Origin of the sequence: Sphingopyxis sp. YR583, from assembly GCF_900108295.1 — a bacterium.
Taxonomy (GTDB): Bacteria; Pseudomonadota; Alphaproteobacteria; order Sphingomonadales; family Sphingomonadaceae; genus Sphingopyxis.
This window is the reverse complement of sequence record NZ_FNWK01000001.1, coordinates 424,174-447,974: the sequence shown is the minus strand read 5'-3', so window position 1 is coordinate 447,974 and position 23,801 is coordinate 424,174. Positions and strand designations below refer to the sequence as shown.

Sequence of the window (23,801 nt, the reverse complement as noted above, 5' to 3'; positions counted from 1 at the left end):
GTTTGTTCAAGCTGGTTTTGTTCAGACTGGACTTTTTATCGAAGCCGCCAAGGCGCGGCGCTATGGCAATCAAGCTGTCCCGTCAGAGGCTGAGATTCCGGTTCGCCCGTGACCGCGCGAGCGGAATCGCCTGTCGGGCCTTGACGCCTGTTTCCGAGGCGATCGGTGCCACCGCCAACATATAGCCCTTGTCGCTCACCCCGTTCCCTGCGTCCGCGAGGACGGCGCCCCACGGATCAACCGCGATACTGTGGCCATAGGTATCCCGTCCGTCGGCATGCGTGCCGTTTTGCGCCGCGGCCAGTACATGGCAGCCGGTTTCGATCGCCCTTGCGCGCATCAGCACATGCCAGTGCGCTTCGCCGGTCGGTACGGTGAAGGCGGCGGGGATCGCGATGACGGTGGCACCGCGGTCGACGAGCGCGCGGTAGAGCTCGGGAAACCGCAGGTCGTAACAGACGCTGAGTCCCATCTGTCCCAATGGAGTCTCGACGACCACCGCGGTATCGCCGCCTTCATAGGCCGCCGATTCCTGCCAGTTTTCGCCCGTGGGCAGGGTAACGTCGAACATGTGGATTTTGTCATAGCGCGCGCGGATGCTGCCGTCGGCGGCGATGACATGGCTGCGGTTGACGCGCCGCTCACCGGTGTCGGCGAGCAGCGGTATCGATCCCGTATGCAGCCATATCGCGTGCCGTTGCGCCATCGTCTGTAAGGCGGCGGGCCAGGGACTGTCGGCTTCGCGCGCGATATGTGCGCCCGATCGTGCGCGGTCGCGGTCGAGTAGCAGCGACATTTCGGGCAGGAAGGCCATCGTTGCCCCCTGCGCCGCGGCCTCACCCATCGCACGATCGATGACCGCGAGATTGTCATCGGGGTCGAGGCCGCTTGTCATCTGGATCAGCGCGGCGAGCGGGACGGTTTTTTCGGTCATCGCAACTGGCTAGGCCCGTCGCAGCGGAAGGACAAGGTTCGGTGACAGTTCAGTGGCCAGCAAGGTTCGAAGGCGATAAGATGGGTCAATGTCCTATTCTCCCGCGCGCCAGCCGCTTCGTTTTGCCCGTTCCTTCCTACTCGCCGGCGCCGCCGCGCTGCTCCTCACGCCGCTTGCCGCCAGTGCGCAGGGTGTCGCGGCGAAAACGACTGCCCAAAACCAGGCGAAGAACAGCGACTGGCTTTATGCCGGCAGCGACATCCCGCGCGATACCGCGTGGCAATTTGGCGTGCTTCCCAACGGGGTGCGCTATGCGGTGCGTAACAATGGCGTGCCGCCGGGACAGGTTTCGATCCGCGTGCGCATGGACGTCGGTTCGATGTTCGAAACCGAGGAAGAGCGGGGCTATGCCCATTTGCTCGAGCATCTGACCTTCCGTGGATCGGAACATATTCCCGACGGCGAAGCCAAGCGCATCTGGCAGCGGTTCGGGGTTACTTTCGGTAGCGATTCGAACGCGCAGACGACGCCGACGCAAACCGTCTATCAACTCGACCTGCCAAGCGTGACGCCGGCCAATCTCGACGAAAGCATGAAATTGCTGTCGGGCATGGTTCGCGAACCCCGGATATCCGAGCTTGCGGTCGCTGCGGAGCGTGGCGTCGTGATGTCCGAACTGCGCGAATCGGACGGCCCGCAAAAGCGGATCGGCGATGCGACCAACGCCCATCTGTTCGCGGGCCAGCTTCTCGGCGATCGCTCGCCGATCGGTACGACAGCCTCGCTCGGGAAAGCGAACGCAACGTCGGTCGCCGCTTTCCACAATCGCTGGTATCGCCCCGACCGCGCGGTCGTCGTCATCGTCGGTGATGCCGACCCGGCGGTTCTCGCCGGGCTGGTCGCGAAATATTATGGCGACTGGAAAGCCGACGGCCCGAACCCGGCCAATCCCGATTTCGGCAAGCCCGATCCGAAGGAGCCCGAAGCGCTTGAGATCGTCGAGGCAAACCAGCCGCTCGCACTGACGCTGGCGATGGTGCGGCCATGGAAAAAACGTATCGACACGGTCGAAAATACGCGGCGGCTCTACCTCGAATTCATCGCGCAGGCGCTGGTCAACCGGCGGCTGGAAAATCGGGCGCGCAGCGGCGGCAGCTATCTGGTCGCGACCGTCGAACAACAATATGTCAGCCGTAGCGCAGACGTGACGATGGCATCGATCGTTCCCCTGAGCGACTGGAAGGCGGCGTTGGCCGACGTGCGCGGCGTCGTCGCCGATGCGGTAAGCAATCCGCCCTCGCAGGCCGATATCGACCGCGAAGCTAACGAGATTCAGGCGTTTCTGGTCAAGGAGCTGGAAAATGCGCGCAACGAGCCCGGCGCGCGGCTCGCCGACGACATGGTTCGCGCGGTCGACATCAACGAAACGGTGACCAGTCCGCAGGGACAGGTCGACATGTTCAAAGCGATCCGCGCCTCGGCGACGCCGAAGGTGATGCTCGACATCAGCAAGGCGATTTTCGCGGCGCCGGTCACGCGCGTCGTTCTGACCACCCCGACCGCGGCGGGCGGCAATGCCGCCGTCCTCGCGGCGCTGAAAGCGCCCGTCACTGCGCGCGACGACCGGCTGGCAGCGGTGAAGGCCGATTTCAAACAGCTTCCCTCATTCGGTCCGGGGGGGGCGATCAGTTCGACCAGCAGCCTTCTTGGCCTGCGCGCCGAGCGGCTGGAGTTTGCGAACGGCGTGACTGCGCTGGTGTCGAACAACAAGGTCGAACCGGGCAAGGTGCGCGTCAATGTCCGTTTCGGCACCGGCAACCGCAGCGTCGCCGCCGACGCGCCGAACCTTCTGTGGACAGGCGATTATGCGCTGGTCGCAAGCGGCATCGGACCGTGGGGTCAGAACGAGATCGACCAGCTGACCAACGGCCGGCAAATCCAGATGAACTTCGCGATCGACGACGATGCGTTCGAACTGTCGGCCGAAAGCAATCCGGCCGATCTCGCCGACCAGATGCGGCTGATCGCGGGCAAGCTCGCCCAGCCGCGCTGGGATCCGCAGCCGGTCGAGCGGCTGCGCATCGGTTTCCTCACCGGATATGATCTCAACGATGCGACGCCCAACGCCGTGCTCGACCGCAATTTGCGCGGCTGGCTGACGAACAATGACGCGCGCTGGGCCGCACCTGACAAGGCGCAGATCGAGGCGCTGACCCCCGCCGCCTTCCGCGCCTTCTGGGAACCGCGGCTCGCCAGCGGCCCGATCGAGGTGCAGATCTTCGGCGATCTCGAAACGGTCGATTACAAGAAGATCCTCGCCGAAACGCTCGGTGCTCTTGCGCCGCGCCAAACGCTGGCGCCGCCGGCCGGTCAGCGCGTCGACTTCGCCAAGCATGTCACCGTGCCTGAAATCGCCTACCATCGCGGCCAGCAGGGGCAGGCGGCGGCGATGACCGCCTGGCCGACCGGCGGCGGGCTCGCCAGCCCGCGCGACGCGCGCGGGCTCGAAGTTCTCGCGGCAATCTTCAACGACCGGTTGTTCGATCGCCTTCGCGCGGAGCAGGGGGCAAGCTATGGCCCGGTCGTCGACAGCCACTGGCCGACGGGCTTCGATACGGGCGGCTATCTGCTCGTCGGCAGCCTGCTCGCGCCGAAGGATCTCGATCGTTTCTATGGCATCGCAAAGGATATTGCCGCCGATCTCGTCGCGAAACCTGTTACCTCCGACGAGCTTTCGCGCAATGCCGGGCCGATCCGCGAACAAGTCGCGCGTGCTTCGACCGGCAATGTCTATTGGATGTTCCTGCTCGAAGGCGCGACCCGCGACCCGCGCGTCACGGCGGCGGCGCTGTCGATCCAGGACGATATTTCGGCGGTCACTGCCGCCGATATTCAGCGACTGGCGCGGCAATATCTGACGCCCGAGCGGCAATGGTCGCTGGCGATCCTGCCCAAGGGCATGTCGCTGGCCGATGCGTCGGCTTTGGGTGCTGCGGCCGCGGCGCCTGCGCCGACGGCCGGGGGGCGCTAGGCGGTTTCGCTGCCTCCGGGCGTCCGCCGCGTCCGCCTGATCCGCGGTTCATGTTCCAGTTTGCCCTTCGTCATGATGTCGTGCCGCATCTTGGCGCGGACATCGTGAATCGACGCGATCACTGGCCCCATTGCGACGCCGAGGTCGATGAGCACCGCCTCGGCAAGCTGCAACGAGCTTTCGAGCGTCTCGGGCACGGCATCGCTTGCGCCGGCCTGATAAAGTGCCCCCGCATGGTCGGCGTCGCGCGCACGGCTGATGATCGGCAGGTCGGGATATTTCTGGCGCAGTTGGCGCGTCATGCGCAGTTGCTGCACCGGGTCGTCCATCGTCAGCACGATCGCTTTCGCATGTTCGATACCCAGCTTGTCGAGGCTTCCCGGCCGAGCCACGTCGGCGAAGCGCACGCTGAAACCGTCGCGCCGCGCGGCGGCGACGGTGTCGATGTCGGCGTCGACCGCGATATAGGGGCGTTCATGCTCGCGCAGCAGTTCCGCGACGGTGTGCCCGACGCGGCCGAAACCGACGATGACAGTACGGCCTTCGGGCGTTTCGTCGAGCTGGCCTTCGCCGGTGCGCATCTCGATCCGCCGTGCGATATCGTGACCGATACGGGCGAGAAGCGGCGTGATGGTCAGTCCGATCGCGGTGACGAGTTGCCAGAATTCGGCGGTGCTGCGGCTGATGAGCTGCGCTTGCAGCGCCGTCGCGAGCACGATCAGGGTCGTTTCCGAAGGGCTCGACATCAGCAGGCCGACCTCGGCGGCGGTGCCGCGGCGGGCAACCCCCGAAAAGCGCAGCAGCGCGGCGGTAACGACCGCCTTGACCAGCACGACGCCGACGACCGCCGCGATCAACTGCGGCCACAGCGCCGCGATGCTCTTGAGGTTCAGCCCCATTCCGACGCTGATCAGGAACACCCCGAGCGCGAGACCCTTGAACGGCGCGGTGATCGCTTCGACCTCGTTGTGATATTCGGTCTCGGCGATCATCAGCCCAGCGAGCAGCGCGCCGACGATGGGGGAAAGGCCGACCGCTGCGGTCGCGAGCGCGGCGACGATGACCACAAGGAGGCTGGCGGCCAGGAACAGTTCGGGATCCTTGGCGCGCGCGGCCTGCGCGAAGATCTTCGGCAGCAGGAACCAGCCGCCGATCGCGAGCGCCGCGACGACGAGCGCGCCTTGCCAAAGCGTCGTCAGCAGCAGTTCGGCGCTGTCGCCAGAGGTTGCGGGCGATAGCGCGGCGAGGATGAAGATGATCGGGACGAGCGCCAGATCCTCGAACAGCAGCATCGAAAAGGCCGATTTTCCGACCGCCGACTTGGTACCGGCGATCGGCAGCACAAGCGCGGTCGACGAGAGGGCGAGGGCGATGCCAAGGCCATAAGCGGCGGGGGGCGACAGATCGCCGAGCAACAAAAGCGCGGTGCCGAGGATCAGCCCGCACAGGGTCAGTTCGGCGGCGCCGATGCCGAAGACAAGTTTGCGCAGCTGCCACAGGCGGCGGAACGACAGTTCGAGACCGATCGAGAAGAGCAGCAGGACGATGCCGAGTTCGGCGAAGAGGGCGATCTCCTCGGCCGATCCGATCGTGACGTGACGCAGCCAGGGATAATCGCCGGTCAGCGATCCGAGGCCCGAGGGGCCGACGAGCAGCCCGACGAGGATGAAACCGATCACGGGCGGCAGGCGGAAACGGGCGAATGCCGGGATGACGATGCCCGCGGCGCCCAGCACCACCAGCGCATCGCCGATAAGCGAGGTTTCTGTTTCCGATACCATAAGGGCCGACCTTATGCAGGCCGGCCCCGATTGGCTAGATAGCTATCCCAACCTTTTTGGTTGTTTTCAGCTTCCCATTTTGGCTTCGAGATTTTCGACGATCGCCTCGAAGAAACCTTCGGTCGTCAGCCAGTTCTGATCGGGACCGATCAGCAGCGCCAGATCCTTGGTCATCTTGCCGCTTTCGACCGTCGCGACGCAGACCTTTTCGAGGTCGTCGGCGAATTTGATCAGCGCGGCGTTGTCGTCGAGCTTGCCGCGATGCTTGAGGCCGCCGGTCCAGGCGAAGATCGACGCGATCGGGTTGGTCGACGTCGCCTTGCCCTGCTGGTGCATGCGGTAGTGGCGGGTCACGGTGCCGTGCGCGGCTTCCGATTCAACGGTCTTGCCGTCGGGGGTCATCAGCACGCTGGTCATCAGGCCGAGCGAGCCGAAGCCCTGCGCGACGGTGTCCGACTGGACGTCGCCGTCGTAATTCTTGCAGGCCCAGACGAACTTGCCGCTCCACTTGAGTGCCGAGGCGACCATGTCGTCGATCAGGCGATGTTCGTATACGATGCCGATCTCGTCGAACTTCGCCTTGAATTCGGCCTGGAACACTTCTTCGAACAGATCCTTGAAGCGGCCGTCATAGGCTTTCAAGATCGTGTTCTTGGTCGACAGATACACCGGCCACTGGCGGGCGAGGCCATAGTTCAGGCTGGCGCGTGCGAAGTCGCGGATCGAATCGTCGAGGTTGTACATGCCCATCGCGACACCAGACGAAGGGAACTGGAACACTTCCTCGTCGATCAGTGTGCCGTCCTCGCCTTCGAACACGAGGCGCAGCTTGCCGGGGCCGGGGACGCGGAAGTCGGTCGCCTTATACTGGTCGCCGAATGCGTGGCGGCCGACGACGATCGGGTCGGTCCAGCCGGGGACGAGGCGGGGGACGTTGCGCATCACGATCGGTTCGCGGAACACGACACCGCCAAGGATGTTGCGGATCGTGCCGTTCGGCGACTTCCACATCTTCTTGAGGCCGAATTCCTCGACGCGCGCTTCGTCGGGGGTGATCGTCGCGCACTTCACGCCGACGCCATATTTCTTGATCGCATTCGCGGCTTCGACGGTGATCTTGTCGTCGGTCTCGTCGCGCTTCTCGATGCCGAGGTCGTAATAGTGCAGGTCGATATCGAGATAGGGGAGGATCAGTCGCTCGCGGATCCACTGCCAGATGATCCGGGTCATTTCGTCGCCGTCGAGTTCGACGACCGGGTTGGCTACCTTGATCTTGCCCATGCGTTCAGCCTTTTTCCTTGGGGAGTCGGAGTTGCGAGCGCCTTAGGCAAAGCCGAGAGAATGTTCAACTGCCGGTGGAACGGGCCGGTCAGCTTATCCATTGTCAGTATAGAAGCTGCCCCCTAGAAGAACGCCCATGTCCAATATCATATCCTCGAACCGCCCCGGCGGCGGCATCAAATGGCAATGGCCCTCGATCCATCCGGAAGGGCGCAAATTCCTTTTGATTGCCGGTATCGTGACGCTCTGTTTCTGGCTGCTCGGCTGGGAAATAATCGGCTGGCTGATGCTGGGCGTGACCGTCTGGGTTGGCGCCTTCTTTCGCGATCCGGTGCGCGTTACGCCGGCGGAGGCCGATGTCATCATCGCGCCCGCCGACGGGCTCATCACCCAGATCGCCGAAGTCCCGCCGCCGCCCGAGATCGCGGGCCCCGACGGGCTGGGCGCGGCGCCGATGCTGCGCGTGTCGATTTTCATGAGCGTGTTCGACGTCCATATCAACCGCACCCCGGTCGCAGGAACGCTGCGCAAGCTTGTGTATATCCCGGGTAAATTCGTGAATGCCGACCTCGACAAGGCGAGCGAAGAGAATGAACGCCAGCATTTCGTCGTCGAGCGCGCCGATGGCGTTCGCGTCGGCTTCACCCAGATCGCCGGCCTTGTCGCGCGCCGCATCATGCCTTTTGTCACCATGGGCAACGAACTCACCACCGGCCAGCGCGTCGGCCTCATCCGTTTCGGCAGCCGCGTCGACGTCTATCTGCCCGTGGGAACGACGCCGCAGGTGTTGCTCGGCCAGCGCACGCTTGCCGGCGAGACGGTGATCGCCCGGATCGGCAAGGCCGAGACGATCGACGGGATTGGTCAGTAATTTGGCGGACGACGCCCCGCTTTCGGCCGACGCCCCGGGTGAAGCGGAACGCCGCCGCATCGGCGGTATCCCGCTGCGCGCCTTTGCGCCCAATGCGATCACCCTGCTCGCGCTCTGTTCGGGGCTCACCGGCGTCCGCTTTGCGATCGACGGTGCGTGGGAGGCGGCGATTACGATGATCATCGTCGCGGGCGTGCTCGACGGGATGGACGGGCGGATCGCGCGGCTGCTTCGCGCGCAGAGCAAGTTCGGCGCCGAACTCGATTCGCTGTCGGACGTGATCGCTTTTGGCGTCGCGCCGGCGATGATCCTGTTCTTCTGGTCGCTCGCCGATGCGCCGAAATTCGGCTGGACCGCTGCACTGGCGCTGGCGGTTTGTTGCGCGCTGCGCTTGGCGCGCTTCAATTCGCGCATGGATGCGGATTTCCAGCCGCACAAGTCGGCTGGCTTCAATACCGGCATCCCGGCGCCTGCGGGGGCAGGGGTGTCGTTCGTGCCCGTCTATCTGTGGCTGACGACGGGCAATGAGCTGTTCCGCGAATGGTATGTCGTGATGCCTTGGGCGCTCGGGGTCGCGATGCTGATGATCTCGGCCATTCCGACCTATAGCTGGTCATCGATCCGCTTGCGCCGGTCGTGGCGTCTTTTCGCACTGGCGGGGGTTGGCCTGCTCGGTGCCGCCCTCGTCACTGCGCCTTGGCTGACCCTGCTTGCGGTATGCGCAATCTATGCTGCGACGCTTCCGTTCGGCATCGCCAGCTATGCAAGGGTCAGGCGGCGCGGCTGAGCGCCGGCTGCATCCGCGTCACGGCGCGGACCGGGCGGGGGGCGTCGCGGCGTGCGGGCGAGCGGCGCAGCGTGATCTTCTGCGGAAGCGGGCCCGACTGCGGCGCGGCGTCGATCGGGAAAGCGCCTTCGCCGAGCAGCGCCGAGAGAATCGCATTCTCGTTATTCTTGAGCATGGCCAGGATCACCGTGACGCCGAGGCCGGCGGCGAGGGTGAAGAGGAGGGCGGCTGCGACCTGAACCATGACTTGTCCTTTCGGCTTTCGTGTGCGAAACCTTTTGTTAACCTGCGACGGTTTCGTTGGGCTTTTCGTTCCATGTTCCTGCTTTGTTCTCAACAGATTTGCGACGAACGGAGTCGCTTTGTCGCCGAATTGAGTCTGCAGCCCCGCCTCCATTGAACGCGAAAGCGCCCGCACACCTCTTGCTTTTAACGGCCAGGGCGGCTAACGGCCCGCCCATTCCACATGGAAGGCGCACATAAACCGGTGCCGGATCGTCCGCTTGCGGGCCTTCGGTTCTTGCTTTCCAGAGGACCAACCGGAAGGAGAAAGACTATGGCGGCACCTGTCGTCACGATGCAGAATCTTATCGAAGCTGGCGCCCATTTCGGCCACCAGACCCACCGTTGGAATCCGCGCATGAAGCCGTACATCTTCGGCGCGCGCAACGGCATCCACATTCTCGACCTGTCGCAGACCGTTCCGCTCTTTGCGCGCGCGCTCGACTTCATCGCCTCGACCTCGGCCGCCGGCGGCAAGGTGCTGTTCGTCGGCACCAAGCGCCAGGCGCAGGGTGCGATCGCCGATGCGGCCCGCGCTTCGGGCCAGCACTTCGTCAACCACCGCTGGCTGGGCGGCATGCTCACCAACTGGAAGACGATCTCGGGTTCGATCAAGCGCCTCAAGATGCTCGAAGAGCAGCTTTCGGGCGACACCTCGGGCCTCACCAAGAAGGAAGTGCTCAACAAGACCCGCGAACGCGACAAGCTCGAACTGAGCCTTGGCGGCATCCGCGACATGGGCGGCATTCCCGACGTGATGTTCGTGATCGACGCGAACAAGGAAGAGCTGGCGATCAAGGAAGCCAACGTTCTCGGCATCCCCGTCGTCGCGATCCTCGATTCGAACGTCTCGCCCGACGGCATCGCTTTCCCGGTTCCGGCGAACGATGACGCCGCGCGCGCCATCCGCCTCTATTGCGACGCGGTTGCCCAGGCGGCGACCCGTGGCGGCCAGCAGGCTCGCGCGAACCGCGGTGAAGATCTTGGCGCTGCTGTCGAACCGACCGCCGAACCCGTTCTGGTCGAAGAAGCTGCCGCTCCGGTGACCGAAGAAGAGCAGGTTCCGGCCGAAGCTGCTGCCGAAACCGAACGTCAGAGCGACGCATAATCGCTCGGGCATGACGGGACGGCGCGGCATGATCCACGCCGTCCCTGTCATCCCTTTGACTTATCGCCCCGCCATGCGCGCGGGCGTCCCGCGGGCCAGATGGGCTCGCCCCTTTTGAAAGGAATATTCCATGGCTGAAATTACGGCCGCTCTCGTCAAGGAACTGCGCGACCGCACGGGCGCAGGCATGATGGACTGCAAAAAGGCGCTCGCCGAAAACAACGGTGACATCGAAGCGTCGATCGACTGGCTGCGCACCAAGGGCCTCGCCGCCGCCGCCAAGAAGGCTGGCCGCGTTGCTGCCGAAGGCCTCGTTGGCGTCGCAACCGACGGCACCCGCGGTGCAATGGTCGAAGTGAACAGCGAAACCGACTTCGTCGGCAAGAACGAGCAGTTCCAGGAATTCGTCCGCGACGTGACGCAGGTCGCGCTCGCCGGCAATATCTCGGACATCGAAGCGCTCGCCGCTGCAGCCTATCCGAGCGGCGGCACCGTCGCCGAGAAGCTGACCAGCAACATCGCGACGATCGGTGAAAACCAGTCGCTGCGCCGCTCGACCATCGTCTCGGTGAATTCGGGCGTTGTCACGGGCTATGTCCACAACGCTGCCGCACCCGGCATGGGCAAGATCGGCGTGCTCGTCGCGCTCGAATCGACCGCCGGTGCCGACGTTCTGGAACCGCTGGGCAAGCAGCTTGCGATGCATGTCGCCGCCGCGAACCCGCTGGCGCTGAACGGTGACGATCTCGACGCCGACCTCGTTGCTCGCGAACGCGCGATCGCCGAGGAGAAGGCCGCCCAGTCGGGCAAGCCCGCCGACATCGTTTCGAAGATGGTCGACGGCGCGATCGCCAAGTACCGCAAGGAAAACGCGCTGCTGTCGCAGCTGTTTGTGATGGACGGCAAGACCCCGGTCGCCGAAGTCGTCGCCGCTGCCGGCAAGGATGTCGGCGCGACGATCACGCTCAAGGGCTTCGTCCGCTTCCAGCTCGGTGAAGGCATCGAGAAGGAAGAAAGCGATTTCGCGGCGGAAGTCGCGGCCGTCGCCGGCGTCTGATAAAAGAAGATCCGGATTGCTGCGTTCGTCGCGGTAGTCCGCTTGGCAATGGCGCGTGCCCGCTCTAGGGTGCGCGCCATTCGCATATATTGAGTTTGCAAGAGGTTCCCCCATGGCATTGCCCGGCATGAAACGCATCCTGCTGAAACTGTCGGGCGAGGCGCTGATGGGCTCCAGCCCGTTCGGCATCGATCCCGAAACCGTCGCAAGCATGGCGGCCGAGGTCAAGGAAGCCAAAGGGCGCGGCCTCGAAATCTGCCTCGTCATCGGCGGCGGCAATATCTTCCGCGGCATGGCGGGCGCCGCGAAGGGCATGGACCGTGCGCAGGCCGACTATATGGGCATGCTCGCCACGGTGATGAACGCGCTCGCGATGCAGAATGCGCTCGAACAGCTTGGCGTCGAAACGCGCGTCCAGTCGGCGATCGAGATGGACAAGGTGTGCGAGCCGGTGATCCGCCGCCGCGCCGAACGCCATATGGAAAAAGGCCGCGTCGTGATCTTCGCCGCCGGCGTCGGTGCGCCTTATTTCACGACCGACAGCGGCGCCGCGCTCCGCGCCGCCGAAATGAAATGCGATGCGCTGCTGAAGGGTACCAGCGTCGACGGCGTCTATAACGCCGACCCCAAGAAGGATGCGAGCGCGGTCCGATACGACACGCTGAGCTATGACCGTGTGCTCGCCGATAACCTGAAGGTGATGGACGCGAGTGCGGTGGCGCTCTGCCGCGACAATCATATCCCGATCGTCGTGTTCAACATTCGCGAGCCGGGCAATCTGGCACGCGTGCTGGCGGGCGAGGGCGTTTCGACCGTCGTCGCTGACGCCGCCTGACCAAATCAAGAGAGGAAAGACAGATGGCGAAATATGACAAGGCCGACCTCGAACGCCGCATGCACGGTGCCGTTGAATCGCTGAAAAGCGACCTCGCGGGCCTCCGCACCGGTCGTGCGCACACCGCGCTGCTCGACCCGGTGACGGTCGAGGTTTATGGTAGCCACATGCCGCTCAACCAGGTTGCCTCGGTCAGCGCGCCCGAACCGCGCATGCTGTCGGTACAGGTGTGGGACAAGTCGAACGTCGGTCCGGTCGACAAGGCGATCCGCTCGGCGGGACTCGGTCTCAATCCGATCGTCGATGGTCAGGTGCTGCGCCTGCCGATCCCCGAGATGACGCAGGAGCGCCGCAAGGAGCTGTCGAAGCTTGCCGGCCAATATGCCGAAAAGGCGCGCGTCGCGGTCCGCAACGTCCGCCGCGACGGCATGGATAACCTCAAGACCGATGAGAATAAGAAGGAAATCAGCGAGGACGACCGCAAGCGTTCGGAAACCGAGGTCCAGAAGCTGACCGACGCGACGATCGCCGAAATCGACGCTGCTGCGACCGCGAAGGAAAAGGAAATCCTGGGCTAGTGCATCGGTCGGTTCCCGGGACGCTGAACGAACTATGACGACAACTGCCGCCAGCCACGGCGCACGCCATGTCGCCATCATCATGGACGGCAATGGCCGTTGGGCGAAGAAGCGCCTGCTGCCCCGCGTCGCCGGCCACAAGGCGGGCGTCGAGGCGGTGCGGACGATCGTGCGCGCGGCGGGCGACCTCGGCATCGAGGCGATGACGCTCTACGCTTTTTCGTCGGAGAACTGGAAGCGGCCCGAGGAAGAGGTGAGCGACCTGATGGGGCTGATGAAGCGCTTCATCCTGTCGGACCTCGACGAATTTGCGGCGAACGACGTCAAGCTGAAGGTGATCGGCAACTGGCGCGCGCTTGCGCCCGATGTCGTCGCGCTGATCGACAATGCGCTCGAACGCACGGCAGGCAACAAGCGCACGACGCTCGCGGTCGCGCTCAACTATGGGGCGCAGGACGAGCTTGTACGCGCGGCGACCGCTGCGGCGGCGGCGGGCGAAATTACGGCCGAGACGATCGAAGCCAATCTCGACACCGCGGACATGCCGCCGCTCGACCTGCTTATCCGCACCTCGGGCGAGGTGCGGTTGTCGAACTTCCTGCTCTGGCAATCGGCCTATGCCGAACTTTATTTCACCGACAAGCTGTGGCCCGATTTCAAGCCGGCCGATCTCAAAGCAGCGCTCGACCATTTTGCGCGGCGCGACCGCCGTTACGGGGGACTTTAGTTCATGGCGGCAGCGGTTAAATCGGACCTTTGGGTGCGGATCGGGTCGGCAATCGTGCTGTTTGCGATCGCCGGCACCGCGCTCTGGTTCGGCGGGCTGGCGTTCGGCTTGCTGCTGCTTGTCGGCGGGGCGCTCGTCCTCGTCGAATGGTTTCAACTCGTCAAGGCGATGACCCTTGGCGGCGGAGCGAGGACGGGTCTCAACATTCTTGGTCCGATCCTCGTTGTCGGCGCGATGGCGGGGCTCTGGTTCGTCCGCGACGCGCTCGGCATGACCGCGGCGCTATGGGTCTTCGGCATGGTCTGGGCGACCGATATCGGGGCCTATTTCGCCGGCCGTGCCTTTGGCGGCGCGCGCCTCGCACCCAAAATCAGCCCGTCGAAGACCTGGTCGGGGCTCGTCGGCGGGATGGTCGCGGCGCTGATCGCGAGTGCGACGATCGGCGACCGCGCGGGCATCATTGGCGTGCCGCTGTGGATCGGTCTGTTCATGGGGCTGCTCGCACAACTGGGCGACCTCGCGCAAAGCTGGATGAAGCGCCGCGCCGGGGTCAAGGATTCGGGCAAGCTCATTCCCGGCCACGGCGGCCTGTTCGACCGCGTCGACGGCGTGTTGCCGGTGGCGCTGTTGCTCGGCGCGCTGGCGTTCATGGGCCAGATCGCCGTGCGGGCGGCGGGCTGACATGATGCGCCGCCTCTCGCTGTTCGGCGCGACGGGATCGGTCGGGCAATCGACGCTCGATCTCGTTCGGCGTGACGGCGAGACTTGGTCGGTCGCTGTACTGACGGCAAACAGCGACGTCGCGGAACTCGCGAAGCTCGCGAAGGAATTCCGCCCCGACATCGCGGTGATCGCCGACGAAACACGGTACGGCGACCTCAAGGACGCGCTGGCCGGCACGGGAATCGAAACCGCTGCGGGCGCCGATGCGCTGGTCGAGGCGGCGAAGCGCCCGGCCGATCTGGTGATGGCGGCGATCGTCGGCATCGCCGGGCTTGCTCCGACGATGGCGGCACTCGAAGCCGGCACCGATGTCGCGCTCGCGAACAAGGAGGCGCTCGTTTCGTCGGGCGAATTGATGACCGCCGTTGCGCGCAAGTCGGGGGCGACCATCCTGCCCGTCGACAGCGAGCATAATGCGATCTTCCAGTGCCTCGCGGGCGGGCGTATCGAACAGGTGCGGCGGATCATCCTGACCGCGAGCGGCGGGCCGTTCCGCACGATGAGCGCCGCCGACATGGCTGTCGTGACCCCGGCGCAGGCGGTCGCGCATCCGAACTGGTCGATGGGCGCCAAGATCAGCGTCGATTCGGCGACGATGATGAACAAGGGCCTCGAACTGATCGAGGCGCATCATTTGTTCCCGGTCGGGCTCGATCGGATCGAAATCCTCGTCCACCCGCAATCGGTGATCCACAGCCTCGTCGAATATATCGACTGCTCGACGCTGGCGCAGCTCGGTTCGCCCGACATGCGCATCCCGATCAGCAGCGCGCTCGCCTGGCCGCAGCGCATGGCGACGCCGTGCGCACCGCTCGATCTCGCGACCATCGCGCGGCTCGATTTCGAGGCACCCGACGAGGTTCGTTTTCCCGCGACGGCGCTTTGCCGCGCGGCGATCGCGGAGGGCGGCGCGCGTCCGGCGCAGCTCAACGCGGCCAACGAAATCGCGGTCGCCGCTTTCCTCGCGGGGCGCATTTCCTTCCCCACGATCGTCGATACGGTGCGCCGTGTGATCGATACCGATGCGCCCGCCGTGCCCGTGTCGCTTCAGGACATATTCAGCGTCGATGCCGCATCCCGCGCGGCTGCCCAACAATTTGTGGACCAATTCGAACATGCTTGAGACCCCGGGTTTCGCCTTCACGGTTCTGGCCTTTCTGCTGGTGCTCGGCCCGCTCGTGTTCGTGCACGAATATGGGCATTATATTGTCGGCCGCTGGTGCGGGGTGAAGGCGGATGCCTTCTCGATCGGTTTCGGCCGCAAGGTCATCGGCTGGACCGACAAGCGCGGCACCGAATGGAAGATCGGCTGGTTGCCGCTTGGCGGCTATGTCCAGTTCGCGGGCGACCGCGACGCGGTCAGCCAGCCCGACGCGAACTGGCAATCGCTGCCCGCCGAGGAGAAATCGCACACATTTCCGGCGCAGCCGGTGTGGAAGCGCTCGTTGATCGTTGCTGCGGGCCCGGTGACCAATTTCCTCTTCGCGATCCTGATCCTCGCCGGTTTCGCATGGGCCGGCGGCAAGCTGGTGACGCCGCCCGTCGCGGGCGGGATCGAGGCGGGTTCGGCTGCTGCTGCCGCGGGGCTGCGTGCCGGCGACCGGATCGTCTCGATCGACGGCCGCTCGATCGAGACCTTTGGCGACATCCCGATGGCGGTCGCACACCGACCTGGCGAGGCGTTGCAGGTGCGTATCCTGCGCAGTGGAAGCGAGCGCTCGGTCGAACTGACGCCGCGGCTGGTCAGGGAAAAGGATCCGTTCGGCAAGGAATATGAGCGCGCGATCCTGGGGCTCGCGCCGCCTGCGCAGGAACTGCAGCCGGTATCACTGATCGAGGCGCCCGCGGTCGGTCTTCACCAGACCTGGCAAATCGTCCGGCAGACGGGCGAGGTGCTCGGCCAGTTCCTCACCGGGCGCCGGTCGATCAAGGACATGAACGGACCGGTCAAGATCGCCGAGATTTCGGGGCAGGCGGCGACGCTGGGCGTCGCCTCGCTGATATTCTTCATTGCCCTGATTTCCATCAATCTGGGGTTCATCAATCTCTTGCCATTGCCCATGCTTGATGGTGGTCATTTGCTCTTCTTCGCCTATGAAGCGGTCCGCCGGCGTCCTGCGCCGCCGCAGGTCCAGGAATGGGCGTTTCGATTCGGCTTTGCGGCGGTCGTCACGCTGATGCTGGTCGTGACTTTCAATGATTTGGGCTCATTGGGCTTGTGGGACGGGATCGCGCGCTTGATTGGCTAGCGAGTCTGGGGCAGGGAGTGGCGCGCAAGCCCGCGGTCAGGCGGGTTTGTCGCATTTGAGTTATTTTTTCGGGATGAACAGCGTGGCTTCACACAAACTCTCGGCGCGGACGCAGCTGTCGGTACTTCTTTTGGCCGGCACAATGCTTGCGACGCCGGTGATGGCGCAACAGGTTGCGCCGCCGACCGTCCCGGCTCCGGCTCCCGAAGCGGCCCCCGCCGCGACGACGGTCCAGTCGATCACCGTCGTCGGCAACCAGCGGCTCGAGGCGCAGACGATCCTGTCGTATCTGCGTCTGCGCGTCGGGCAGCCATATGACCGTTCGGTGCTCGATCAGGCGCTGAAGGATCTTGCCGCGACCGAATTGTTCAAGGATTTCCAGATCACCGACAATGGTGGTGCGCTGCAGATCCAGGTCACCGAAAACCCGGTGATCAACCGCGTCATCCTCGAAGGCAACAAGCGCCTGAAGGAAGACAAGATTCGCCCCGAGATCAAACTCGCGCCGCGCCAGATCTTCACCCGGTCAAAGGTTCGCGCCGACGTTGCGCGCATCATCGAACTCTACAAGCGTCAGGGCCGTTTCGCCGCGACGGTCGAACCCAAGATGGTGTCGCTCGACCAGAACCGCGTCGATGTGGTGTTCGAAATCAATGAAGGGCCCAAGTCGAAGGTCCGCCAGATCAACATCATCGGCAACGAGAAGTTCAGCGACGGCGATCTCAAGGGCGAGATGGCGACGAAGCAGTCGAGCCTGATGACGATCCTGTCGTCGAACACCAGCTACGACCCCGATCGCCTTGCCTATGACCAGCAAAAGCTGCGTCTGTTCTATCTGACCAACGGCTATGCCGATTTCCGCGTGATTTCTGCGGTTGCGGAACTGACCAGCAACAAGCAGGACTTCATCATCACCTATGTGGTCGAGGAAGGCGAACGCTACAAATTCGGCGACGTCGACGTGAAGAGCGAAATCCGCGACTTCCAGCCCGAGATGCTGAAGCGGCTTCTGCCGATGAAGACCGGCGATTGGTACGACGCCAAGCAGGTCGAAGATACGGTCGAAAGCCTGAGCGAAACGGCGGGCCTGTTCGGTTACGCCTTTGCCGACATCAATCCCGAATTCCGCCGCGATCCGGATACGCGGACGATGGCGATCACCTTCAACGTCGGTGAAAGCCCGCGTACCTATGTCGAGCGGATCGACGTCAACGGCAACACGCTGACCCACGACAAGGTCGTCCGCCGCGAATTCCGTCTGAACGAAGGCGACGCGTTCAACAGCTTCGGCATCAAGCGCACCGAAAACCGCATCAACAGCCTCGGTTATTTCCAGGAAAATCTCGAGATCGAGCGCAAGGAAGGCACCACGCCCGACCGCATCATTCTCGAAACCAACGTCGAGGAAAAGCCGACTGGCGAACTCTCGCTGTCGGCCGGTTTCTCGTCGATCGAGAATTTCCTGCTTCAGGCATCGATCCGCCAGCGCAACTTCCGCGGCCTCGGCCAGCAGCTTCAGGCGTCGGTCAACTATTCGAGCTATTCGAAGTCGATCGAACTCGGCTTCACCGAACCCTATCTGTTCGACCGCAACATCTCGGTCGGCGGCAGCGTCTATCGCCGCGATTTGAACTCGTTCAACTTCATCAACAACGACCGCCGGACGACGTTCCAGCAGGTCACGACCGGCGCCCAGATCAACGCTGGCGTACCGCTGACCGAGTTCATGTCCTTCTTCGCGCGTTACAGCATCAACTTCGACGATGTGACGCTCGACAAGGGAATCTATTATTTCGGCGACCAGTGCGATCCGCTCGTGGCCGGACGTTACCTTTGCGACGCGATCGGAAACCGCACGACGTCGCTGCTCGGCTACACGCTCGCCTATGACGACCGCGACAACCGTCTGCGCCCGACGCGCGGGCAGTCGCTGTCGCTCAGCCAGGACTTCGCGGGTCTTGGTGGCAGCGTGAAATATGTTCGCACGCGTCTTTCGGGTTCGAAGCATTTCAATCTCGGCAGCCGCTTCATCCTCAATATTTCGGCCGAGGGCGGTTATATCTATCCGTTCGGCGGTCGCCCGACCCCGACGAGCGACAAGGTCCGCCTGACCGACCGCTTCTTCCTCGGCGAACCGCAGATGCGCGGCTTCGATATTCGCGGCGTCGGCCCGCGCGTGATCCGCTACGGCTCGGTCAACCTGACCGATCCGGCGAATCCCGTCCTCGACACGACGACCGACGATCGCGGCCAGATCGACGATGCGCTCGGCGGCCGGGCTTATTATCAGGGCCGGCTCGAAGTCGATATTCCGCTCGGTACCGGCGCAAAGGAAATGGGGCTGCGGCCGTCGATCTTCCTCGACGTCGGTTCGGTGTTCAGCGTGAAGCGCCCGCAGCTCACGACCCTTGCGAACTTCCGCGACCCGGCGGACGGGCTGACCAAATATCTGTGTCGGAACGCCACCACCGGTCAGCAGGCTTTTGCGACGAATACGCCGAACGGCGACGGCACGCCGTCGGGCCAGTATACGACTTGCGCAACCGGCTTCTCCGCGCTCGCACCGTTCGAGGAACGCTTCTTCGGCGATACCTGGATGCCGCGCGTCTCGATCGGCGCCGGGGTCAACTGGAACTCTCCATTCGGTCCCTTCCGGATCGACTTCGCTTACGCCCTTCGCAAAGAAGAGGGCGATGATACCAAACGCTTCTCATTCAATGTAGGAACCCAATTCTAATGAAGAAACTTCTCGTCGCTTCGGCGCTTGCGATGGCCACGCTGTCGGTTTCGCCCATCCTGTCGGCCCCCGCCATCGCGCAGGCAAAGGGTGTCGGTGTCGCCGACGTCCGCATCGCCGCGGCCCGTTCGAACGCGTTCCAGACCGCCTCGACCCAGATCGAAACGACCTACAAGGCGCAGATCGATCAGCAGCAGTCGCGTGGGCAGACGCTGCAGGCCGAAATCAACGTCCTGATCGCCAAATATAACGAGGAATCGAAAAAGACGCCGCAGAACCAGACTGCGCTGCAGGCGGCCGCAAAGGCCGTGCAGGACAAGCGTCAGGCTGCGCAGACCGAACTCAGCCAGATCGGTGCGCCCGTCGACCTCGCGATCGCTTATGTCGAGGATCAGATCAGCATTCGCATGAACGAAGCGGTCAAGGCCGCGATGACCGCGAAAAAGATCGATCTGCTGCTCAATCCCGACGCGGTGTTCGCGCGCGAAAACAATGTCGACATCACCGAAGCGGTGGTGACCGAACTCAACCGCATCCTGCCGAACGTGTCGATTGCGGTTCCGGCGGGCTACCAGCCCGGTCAGCTCGTTCAGCAGCGCAACCAGCAGCTGATGGATCAGGCGCGCGCCTCGCAGGGCGCAGCCACGCCGGCTCCGGCGCCGACGGGCACCGCACCGACGACCCGCTAAGATCGATGGCCGACGGGGAAATTTCGGACGGCGCAATGGGTCCGGTGGATATCCGCCGGATCCTGACGCTGCTGCCGCATCGTTATCCGATGTTGCTCGTCGACCGGGTGGAATCGATGGTGAAGGACACCTCGATCCATGCGGTCAAGGCGGTGACGATGAACGAGCCCTTTTTCCAAGGGCATTTCCCCGGCCGGCCGATCATGCCCGGCGTCCTTATTATCGAGGCGCTGGCGCAGGCGGGTGGCATTTTGGCGGTCGAATCGCTCGGTCTCGGCGGCACGGGCAAGCTCGTCTATTTCATGGGCATCGACGGGGTGAAGTTCCGCAAGCCCGTCGAGCCCGGCGTGCTGCTCGACCTTCACGTCACCATCCTTCAGGCAAAGCGGAATATCTGCAAGTTTGAAGGCAAGGCGATGCTGAACGGCCAACTGGCGACCGAATGCCAGTTCACCGCAATGATCGCCGATCCGCCGAGCGACTGATTTTCCGGTAGGCGGCGCCGGTGCCGCTTCCGGCGTCAGCCGGAAATAATGCGCCCCCTTGCAAATTATGGCTTTGCCCGTTAGGGGACGCCGCTTCGCGGCCCCGGACGGGGAAGCATCGACTCACGCGGCTGGTCGGTAACCAGCGGCACAGGAGCCAAAGAGATGAAAAAAGACACGCACCCCGACTATCACATGATCACGGTCAAGATGACCGATGGCACCGAATATCAGACGCGCTCGACCTGGGGCAAAGAGGGCGACGTGATGACGCTCGAAATCGACCCGACCGCGCACCCGGCATGGACCGGCGGCACCGGACGTCTGCTCGATGCGGGCGGTCAGGTCGCGAAGTTCAACAAGCGTTTCGGCGGTCTGTCGCTCAAGCGTTAAGGGTTGGCGGCCCCGGCAATGCCGGGGATCAGCCCAGAACCTTTGCAAGCGCGCTTTGCCACCCGGCAAGGCGCGTTTTGCGTTTCTCGGCATCGAGTGCCGGCGTGAAACGCGTCGCGGTGCCGCGCATCGCTTTGGCCGCACTCGCAAGGTCCGGATACAGCCCGGCTCCGGTCGCGGCGAGCATCGCGGCGCCGAGCGCGGTGCTTTCGACGAAATCGGGCCGCTCGACGACGATATCCAGCATGTCGGCCAGATCCTGCGCCATCCAGTCGTTCGCGGCCATGCCGCCGTCGATCCGGACTTCGGCCCAGTCGGCCCCGTCGGCGGCGAAGGCCGATTTCAGATCCTGCGCCTGATAAGCCTGCGCCTCGAGCGCGGCGCGCGCAACATGCGCCTTGGTCGTCGCGAAATTCAGCCCCGACAGCGCCGCGAGAGCATCGGGACGCCAGTGCGGCGCGCCGAGCCCCGACAGGGCGGGGACCAGATAGACGCCGCCATTGTCGGCAACCGACCGCGCGAGGCCCTCGCTCTCGCTGGCGCTTGCGAGCAGGCCGAGACCGTCGCGCAGCCATTTGATCAGGCTGCCGGCGACGAACACCGATCCCTCGAGCGCATAGGAGCGGACATCGCCTTCCTGCACCAGCACCGTTGCGAGCAATCTGTTCTTCGATTGCGGGCGCACCGGGCCGCTGGCCGACAGGATGAAGGCGCCGGTGCCGAAGGTCGCCTTGGTCTGCCCGGGCGACAGGCATGCCTGGCCGATTGTCGCCGCCTGCTGGTCGCCCGCCATGCCGCAGATCGGAATGGCGGCTCCGAACAGATCGGGATGGGTGGTGCCGACGGTCGTCGTGCAACCGGTGATCTCGGGAAGCAGCGTCATCGGCACGCCGAGCAGGTCGCATAGATCGCTATCCCAGCCGCCCCGGCCGTTGATGTCCATCAGCAGCGTGCGCGAGGCGTTGCTGGCGTCGCTGACATGCACCCCGCCGGTCAGGCGATAGATCAGATAGGATTCGACCGTACCGACCGCGAGCCGGTCGCCGGCTTCCTTGAGCTGCGGCCAGTTTTTCAGCGCCCAGCCGATCTTCGTCCCCGAAAAATAGGGGTCGAGCAACAGCCCGCTCTTCGCCTGCGCCATGGCTTCGTGGCCGGCTTCCTTCAGCGCGGTACAGTCGGCGGCGGAACGCCGGTCCTGCCACACGATCGCATGGGCAAGCGGCTCGCCGGTCGTGCGATCCCAGAATACCACCGTCTCGCGCTGGTTGGTGATCCCGATCGCCGCGATCTGGTCGGCGCCGCCCGCCTGCGCGATCATCTCGCGCGTGCAGGCAAGGGTCGCCTCCCAGATTTCGGCGGCATCATGCTCGACCAGCCCGGGGCCGGGATAATGCTGGCGAATTTCGCGCTGCGCGCTGCCGAGCGGCGTACCGTCGACGCCGAAAAGCATCGTGCGCGTCGACGTCGTGCCTTCGTCGATGACGATGATCTTCTCGGTCATATTCCGCTCCCTCTTTCGCTTTTGATGCAGAAAGAAAGGCGTTTCGACAAGGCACGCGACACTTACATTCGTAACCAGCTTGCAAAATTGCGGGCACTATGCCATATATTGTGCAGCGCAGCATGGCGGGATCACCCGCCGCAACCACCGGCAGCGTGATTTTCCCGCCCGAAACAGGCGCGGGACGAGCCGGACCGGCGCTTTGTCCCCAGAGGCACCCTTTCACGCGGGTCGTTTCGAACCCGCGGCCGTGCGCCGTCCGTTCGATGCGAACGGATGCGCCTGCGCGTCGCCCTATGTGAGTATTTTATGACGACTTTCAACGACTTTGGCCTGCACGCCGACATCAATCGCGCGCTTGCCGCCAAGGATTATACCCAGCCGACCCCGATCCAGACGCAGGCGATCCCGCCGCTGATGAAGGGCCGCGACCTGTGCGGTATCGCGCAGACCGGCACCGGCAAGACCGCAGGCTTTTCGCTGCCCTCGATCCACCATTTGATCACCTATCCGCACAAGACCAACCCGCGCAGCTGCCGCATGCTCGTGCTTGCGCCGACGCGCGAACTCGCAGCGCAGATCGCGCAGAGCTGCCGCGACTATGGCCGCTTCACCAAGCTGCGCGTCTCGACCGTCTTCGGCGGTGTGCCGATCAACAAGCAGATCCGCGATCTTGCGCAGGGCGTCGAAATCCTCGTCGCCACGCCGGGCCGTCTGCTCGACCTGATCGACCAGCGAGCGCTGCGTCTCGACGACGTCGAAATCTTCGTTCTCGACGAAGCCGACCAGATGATGGACATGGGCTTCATCCACTCGCTGCGCCGCATTGCAAAGCTGCTGCCGTCGCGCCGCCAGAATCTCTTCTTCTCGGCGACGATGCCGAAGGAAATCGCGCACCTCGCCGAACAATTCCTCGAGGATCCGGTGACCGTGTCGGTCACCCCGGCGGCGACGACGGTCGAAAAGATCAGCCAATATTCGACCTTCGTCGAGCAGAAGGAAAAGCAGGCGCTGCTCCATTCGGTCATCGCCAGCGAGGATATCGACCGCGCGCTCATCTTTACCCGCACCAAGCATGGCGCCGACCGCGTCGTGCGGCACCTCGCGGGCGCGGGCATCAAGGCGATGGCGATCCATGGCAACAAGAGCCAATCGCAGCGCACCCATGCGCTGCAGGCATTCCGCTCGGGCGATATCAAGCTGCTTGTCGCGACGGACATTGCCGCGCGCGGCATCGACGTGTCGGGCGTCAGCCATGTGATCAACTTCGAGATCCCGAACGTGCCCGAACAATATGTCCACCGCATCGGCCGCACCGCGCGCGCCGGGGCAGAGGGCAAGGCGATCAGCTTCATCGCCCCCGACGAGCGTCCGTACATGCGCGACATCGAGCGCGTCACGCGGAGCAAGTCCGAACCGATGCCGCTGCCCGAGAATTTCAACGAGCTGGTGCGCAACCTGCCCAAGCCGGCGCAGCCGCCGCGCGACACCGGCAGCCAGGGCCGCAACCCGCAGCGCCAGCGCGAAGACGCGTTGCGCGGCCGTGACGGCAACAAGCCGCGCGGCGATCGCGGTCCGCGCCGTGATGGCGCGCCTGCTGGCGAAGGCGCCGAAGGCCAGCGCAAGCGTCGCTTCCGCCCGCGCAACAAGAGCGTCGGTGCGCACAAGGGTGCGGTCAAGCGCGTCGGTTGACGCGTTCCGCCCATCCGCTAGACCCTTCGCCCGACACGATAACGGGCGAAGGGGTAGCGG

The 23,801-nt window shown here is 64.3% G+C and carries 21 protein-coding genes; 16 read left to right on the top strand and 5 right to left on the bottom strand.

Annotation, left to right across the window (positions count from 1 at the left end; translation table 11 throughout):
- Nucleotides 1–82: 82 nt before the first annotated feature.
- A complete protein-coding gene (locus tag BLW56_RS02025; RefSeq protein ID WP_093508995.1) occupies nt 83–934 on the bottom strand; it encodes a carbon-nitrogen hydrolase family protein in 852 nt (283 codons plus the stop codon).
- Nucleotides 935–1,022: 88 nt separating this feature from the next.
- Between BLW56_RS02025 and BLW56_RS02020 the strand changes: the two genes are divergently transcribed.
- Nucleotides 1,023–3,965: a M16 family metallopeptidase gene (locus BLW56_RS02020; RefSeq protein ID WP_093508994.1), complete on the top strand. Its 2,943-nt coding sequence runs from the start codon at nt 1,023–1,025 to the stop codon at nt 3,963–3,965.
- On the opposite strand, the gene BLW56_RS02015 is transcribed toward BLW56_RS02020, so the two are convergent.
- Complete coding sequence (locus BLW56_RS02015; protein WP_093508993.1) at nt 3,962–5,746, bottom strand: cation:proton antiporter domain-containing protein; 1,785 nt, start codon at nt 5,744–5,746, stop codon at nt 3,962–3,964. The genes BLW56_RS02020 and BLW56_RS02015 overlap by 4 nt on opposite strands.
- Before the next feature lie 66 nt (nt 5,747–5,812).
- Nucleotides 5,813–7,027, bottom strand: a complete 1,215-nt coding sequence (locus BLW56_RS02010; protein ID WP_093508992.1) for an NADP-dependent isocitrate dehydrogenase — start codon at nt 7,025–7,027, stop codon at nt 5,813–5,815.
- Nucleotides 7,028–7,163: 136 nt separating this feature from the next.
- Between BLW56_RS02010 and BLW56_RS02005 the strand changes: the two genes are divergently transcribed.
- Entirely contained in the window at nt 7,164–7,898 is a 735-nt protein-coding gene (locus BLW56_RS02005) for a phosphatidylserine decarboxylase (protein ID WP_093508991.1), read from the top strand.
- A gap of 58 nt (nt 7,899–7,956) precedes the next feature.
- Complete coding sequence (locus BLW56_RS02000) at nt 7,957–8,685, top strand: CDP-alcohol phosphatidyltransferase family protein (RefSeq protein WP_256203406.1); 729 nt, start codon at nt 7,957–7,959, stop codon at nt 8,683–8,685.
- Here BLW56_RS02000 and BLW56_RS01995 read toward each other — a convergent pair.
- Entirely contained in the window at nt 8,669–8,929 is a 261-nt protein-coding gene (locus BLW56_RS01995; RefSeq protein WP_093508989.1) for a hypothetical protein, read from the bottom strand. The genes BLW56_RS02000 and BLW56_RS01995 overlap by 17 nt on opposite strands.
- 312 nt (nt 8,930–9,241) lie before the next feature.
- On the opposite strand from BLW56_RS01995, the gene rpsB reads away from it, so the two are divergent.
- From rpsB to rpmE, 12 genes are all read left to right on the top strand, one after another.
- Nucleotides 9,242–10,075, top strand: coding sequence for a 30S ribosomal protein S2 (gene rpsB, locus BLW56_RS01990; protein WP_093508988.1), 834 nt, complete (start codon nt 9,242–9,244; stop codon nt 10,073–10,075).
- 130 nt (nt 10,076–10,205) lie between these two features.
- Nucleotides 10,206–11,132, top strand: a complete 927-nt coding sequence (tsf, locus tag BLW56_RS01985) for a translation elongation factor Ts (RefSeq protein WP_093508987.1) — start codon at nt 10,206–10,208, stop codon at nt 11,130–11,132.
- Nucleotides 11,133–11,244: 112 nt separating this feature from the next.
- Nucleotides 11,245–11,967: a UMP kinase gene (pyrH, locus tag BLW56_RS01980; RefSeq protein WP_093508986.1), complete on the top strand. Its 723-nt coding sequence runs from the start codon at nt 11,245–11,247 to the stop codon at nt 11,965–11,967.
- 23 nt (nt 11,968–11,990) lie between these two features.
- On the top strand, nt 11,991–12,545 hold the full coding sequence (frr, locus tag BLW56_RS01975) for a ribosome recycling factor (protein ID WP_093508985.1): 555 nt from the start codon (nt 11,991–11,993) through the stop codon (nt 12,543–12,545).
- A 34-nt stretch (nt 12,546–12,579) separates the two neighbouring features.
- The gene (gene uppS, locus BLW56_RS01970; RefSeq protein WP_093508984.1) at nt 12,580–13,272 is read left to right on the top strand and encodes a polyprenyl diphosphate synthase; all 693 of its coding nucleotides are present in this window, start codon (nt 12,580–12,582) and stop codon (nt 13,270–13,272) included.
- Nucleotides 13,273–13,275: 3 nt separating this feature from the next.
- A complete protein-coding gene (locus BLW56_RS01965; protein WP_093508983.1) occupies nt 13,276–13,953 on the top strand; it encodes a phosphatidate cytidylyltransferase in 678 nt (225 codons plus the stop codon).
- A gap of 4 nt (nt 13,954–13,957) precedes the next feature.
- Complete coding sequence (locus tag BLW56_RS01960) at nt 13,958–15,118, top strand: 1-deoxy-D-xylulose-5-phosphate reductoisomerase (protein ID WP_093510738.1); 1,161 nt, start codon at nt 13,958–13,960, stop codon at nt 15,116–15,118.
- A complete protein-coding gene (gene rseP / locus BLW56_RS01955; protein ID WP_093510739.1) occupies nt 15,111–16,244 on the top strand; it encodes an RIP metalloprotease RseP in 1,134 nt (377 codons plus the stop codon). The genes BLW56_RS01960 and rseP overlap by 8 nt, the downstream gene beginning before the upstream one ends.
- Before the next feature lie 73 nt (nt 16,245–16,317).
- Nucleotides 16,318–18,981, top strand: a complete 2,664-nt coding sequence (bamA, locus tag BLW56_RS01950; RefSeq protein WP_093508982.1) for an outer membrane protein assembly factor BamA — start codon at nt 16,318–16,320, stop codon at nt 18,979–18,981.
- A complete protein-coding gene (locus tag BLW56_RS01945) occupies nt 18,981–19,670 on the top strand; it encodes an OmpH family outer membrane protein (protein ID WP_093508981.1) in 690 nt (229 codons plus the stop codon). Before bamA ends, BLW56_RS01945 begins: the two co-directional genes overlap by 1 nt.
- A gap of 5 nt (nt 19,671–19,675) precedes the next feature.
- Nucleotides 19,676–20,155, top strand: coding sequence for a 3-hydroxyacyl-ACP dehydratase FabZ (fabZ, locus tag BLW56_RS01940; protein ID WP_093508980.1), 480 nt, complete (start codon nt 19,676–19,678; stop codon nt 20,153–20,155).
- A gap of 165 nt (nt 20,156–20,320) precedes the next feature.
- Nucleotides 20,321–20,548, top strand: a complete 228-nt coding sequence (gene rpmE, locus BLW56_RS01935; protein WP_093508979.1) for a 50S ribosomal protein L31 — start codon at nt 20,321–20,323, stop codon at nt 20,546–20,548.
- Between the two features lie 28 nt (nt 20,549–20,576).
- Here rpmE and BLW56_RS01930 read toward each other — a convergent pair whose 3' ends face one another.
- Entirely contained in the window at nt 20,577–22,049 is a 1,473-nt protein-coding gene (locus BLW56_RS01930; protein WP_093508978.1) for a glycerol kinase, read from the bottom strand.
- Between the two features lie 309 nt (nt 22,050–22,358).
- Here BLW56_RS01930 and BLW56_RS01925 point away from each other — a divergent pair, with 309 nt between their 5' ends.
- Entirely contained in the window at nt 22,359–23,741 is a 1,383-nt protein-coding gene (locus BLW56_RS01925; protein WP_093508977.1) for a DEAD/DEAH box helicase, read from the top strand.
- The last annotated feature ends 60 nt before the right edge of the window (nt 23,742–23,801 follow it).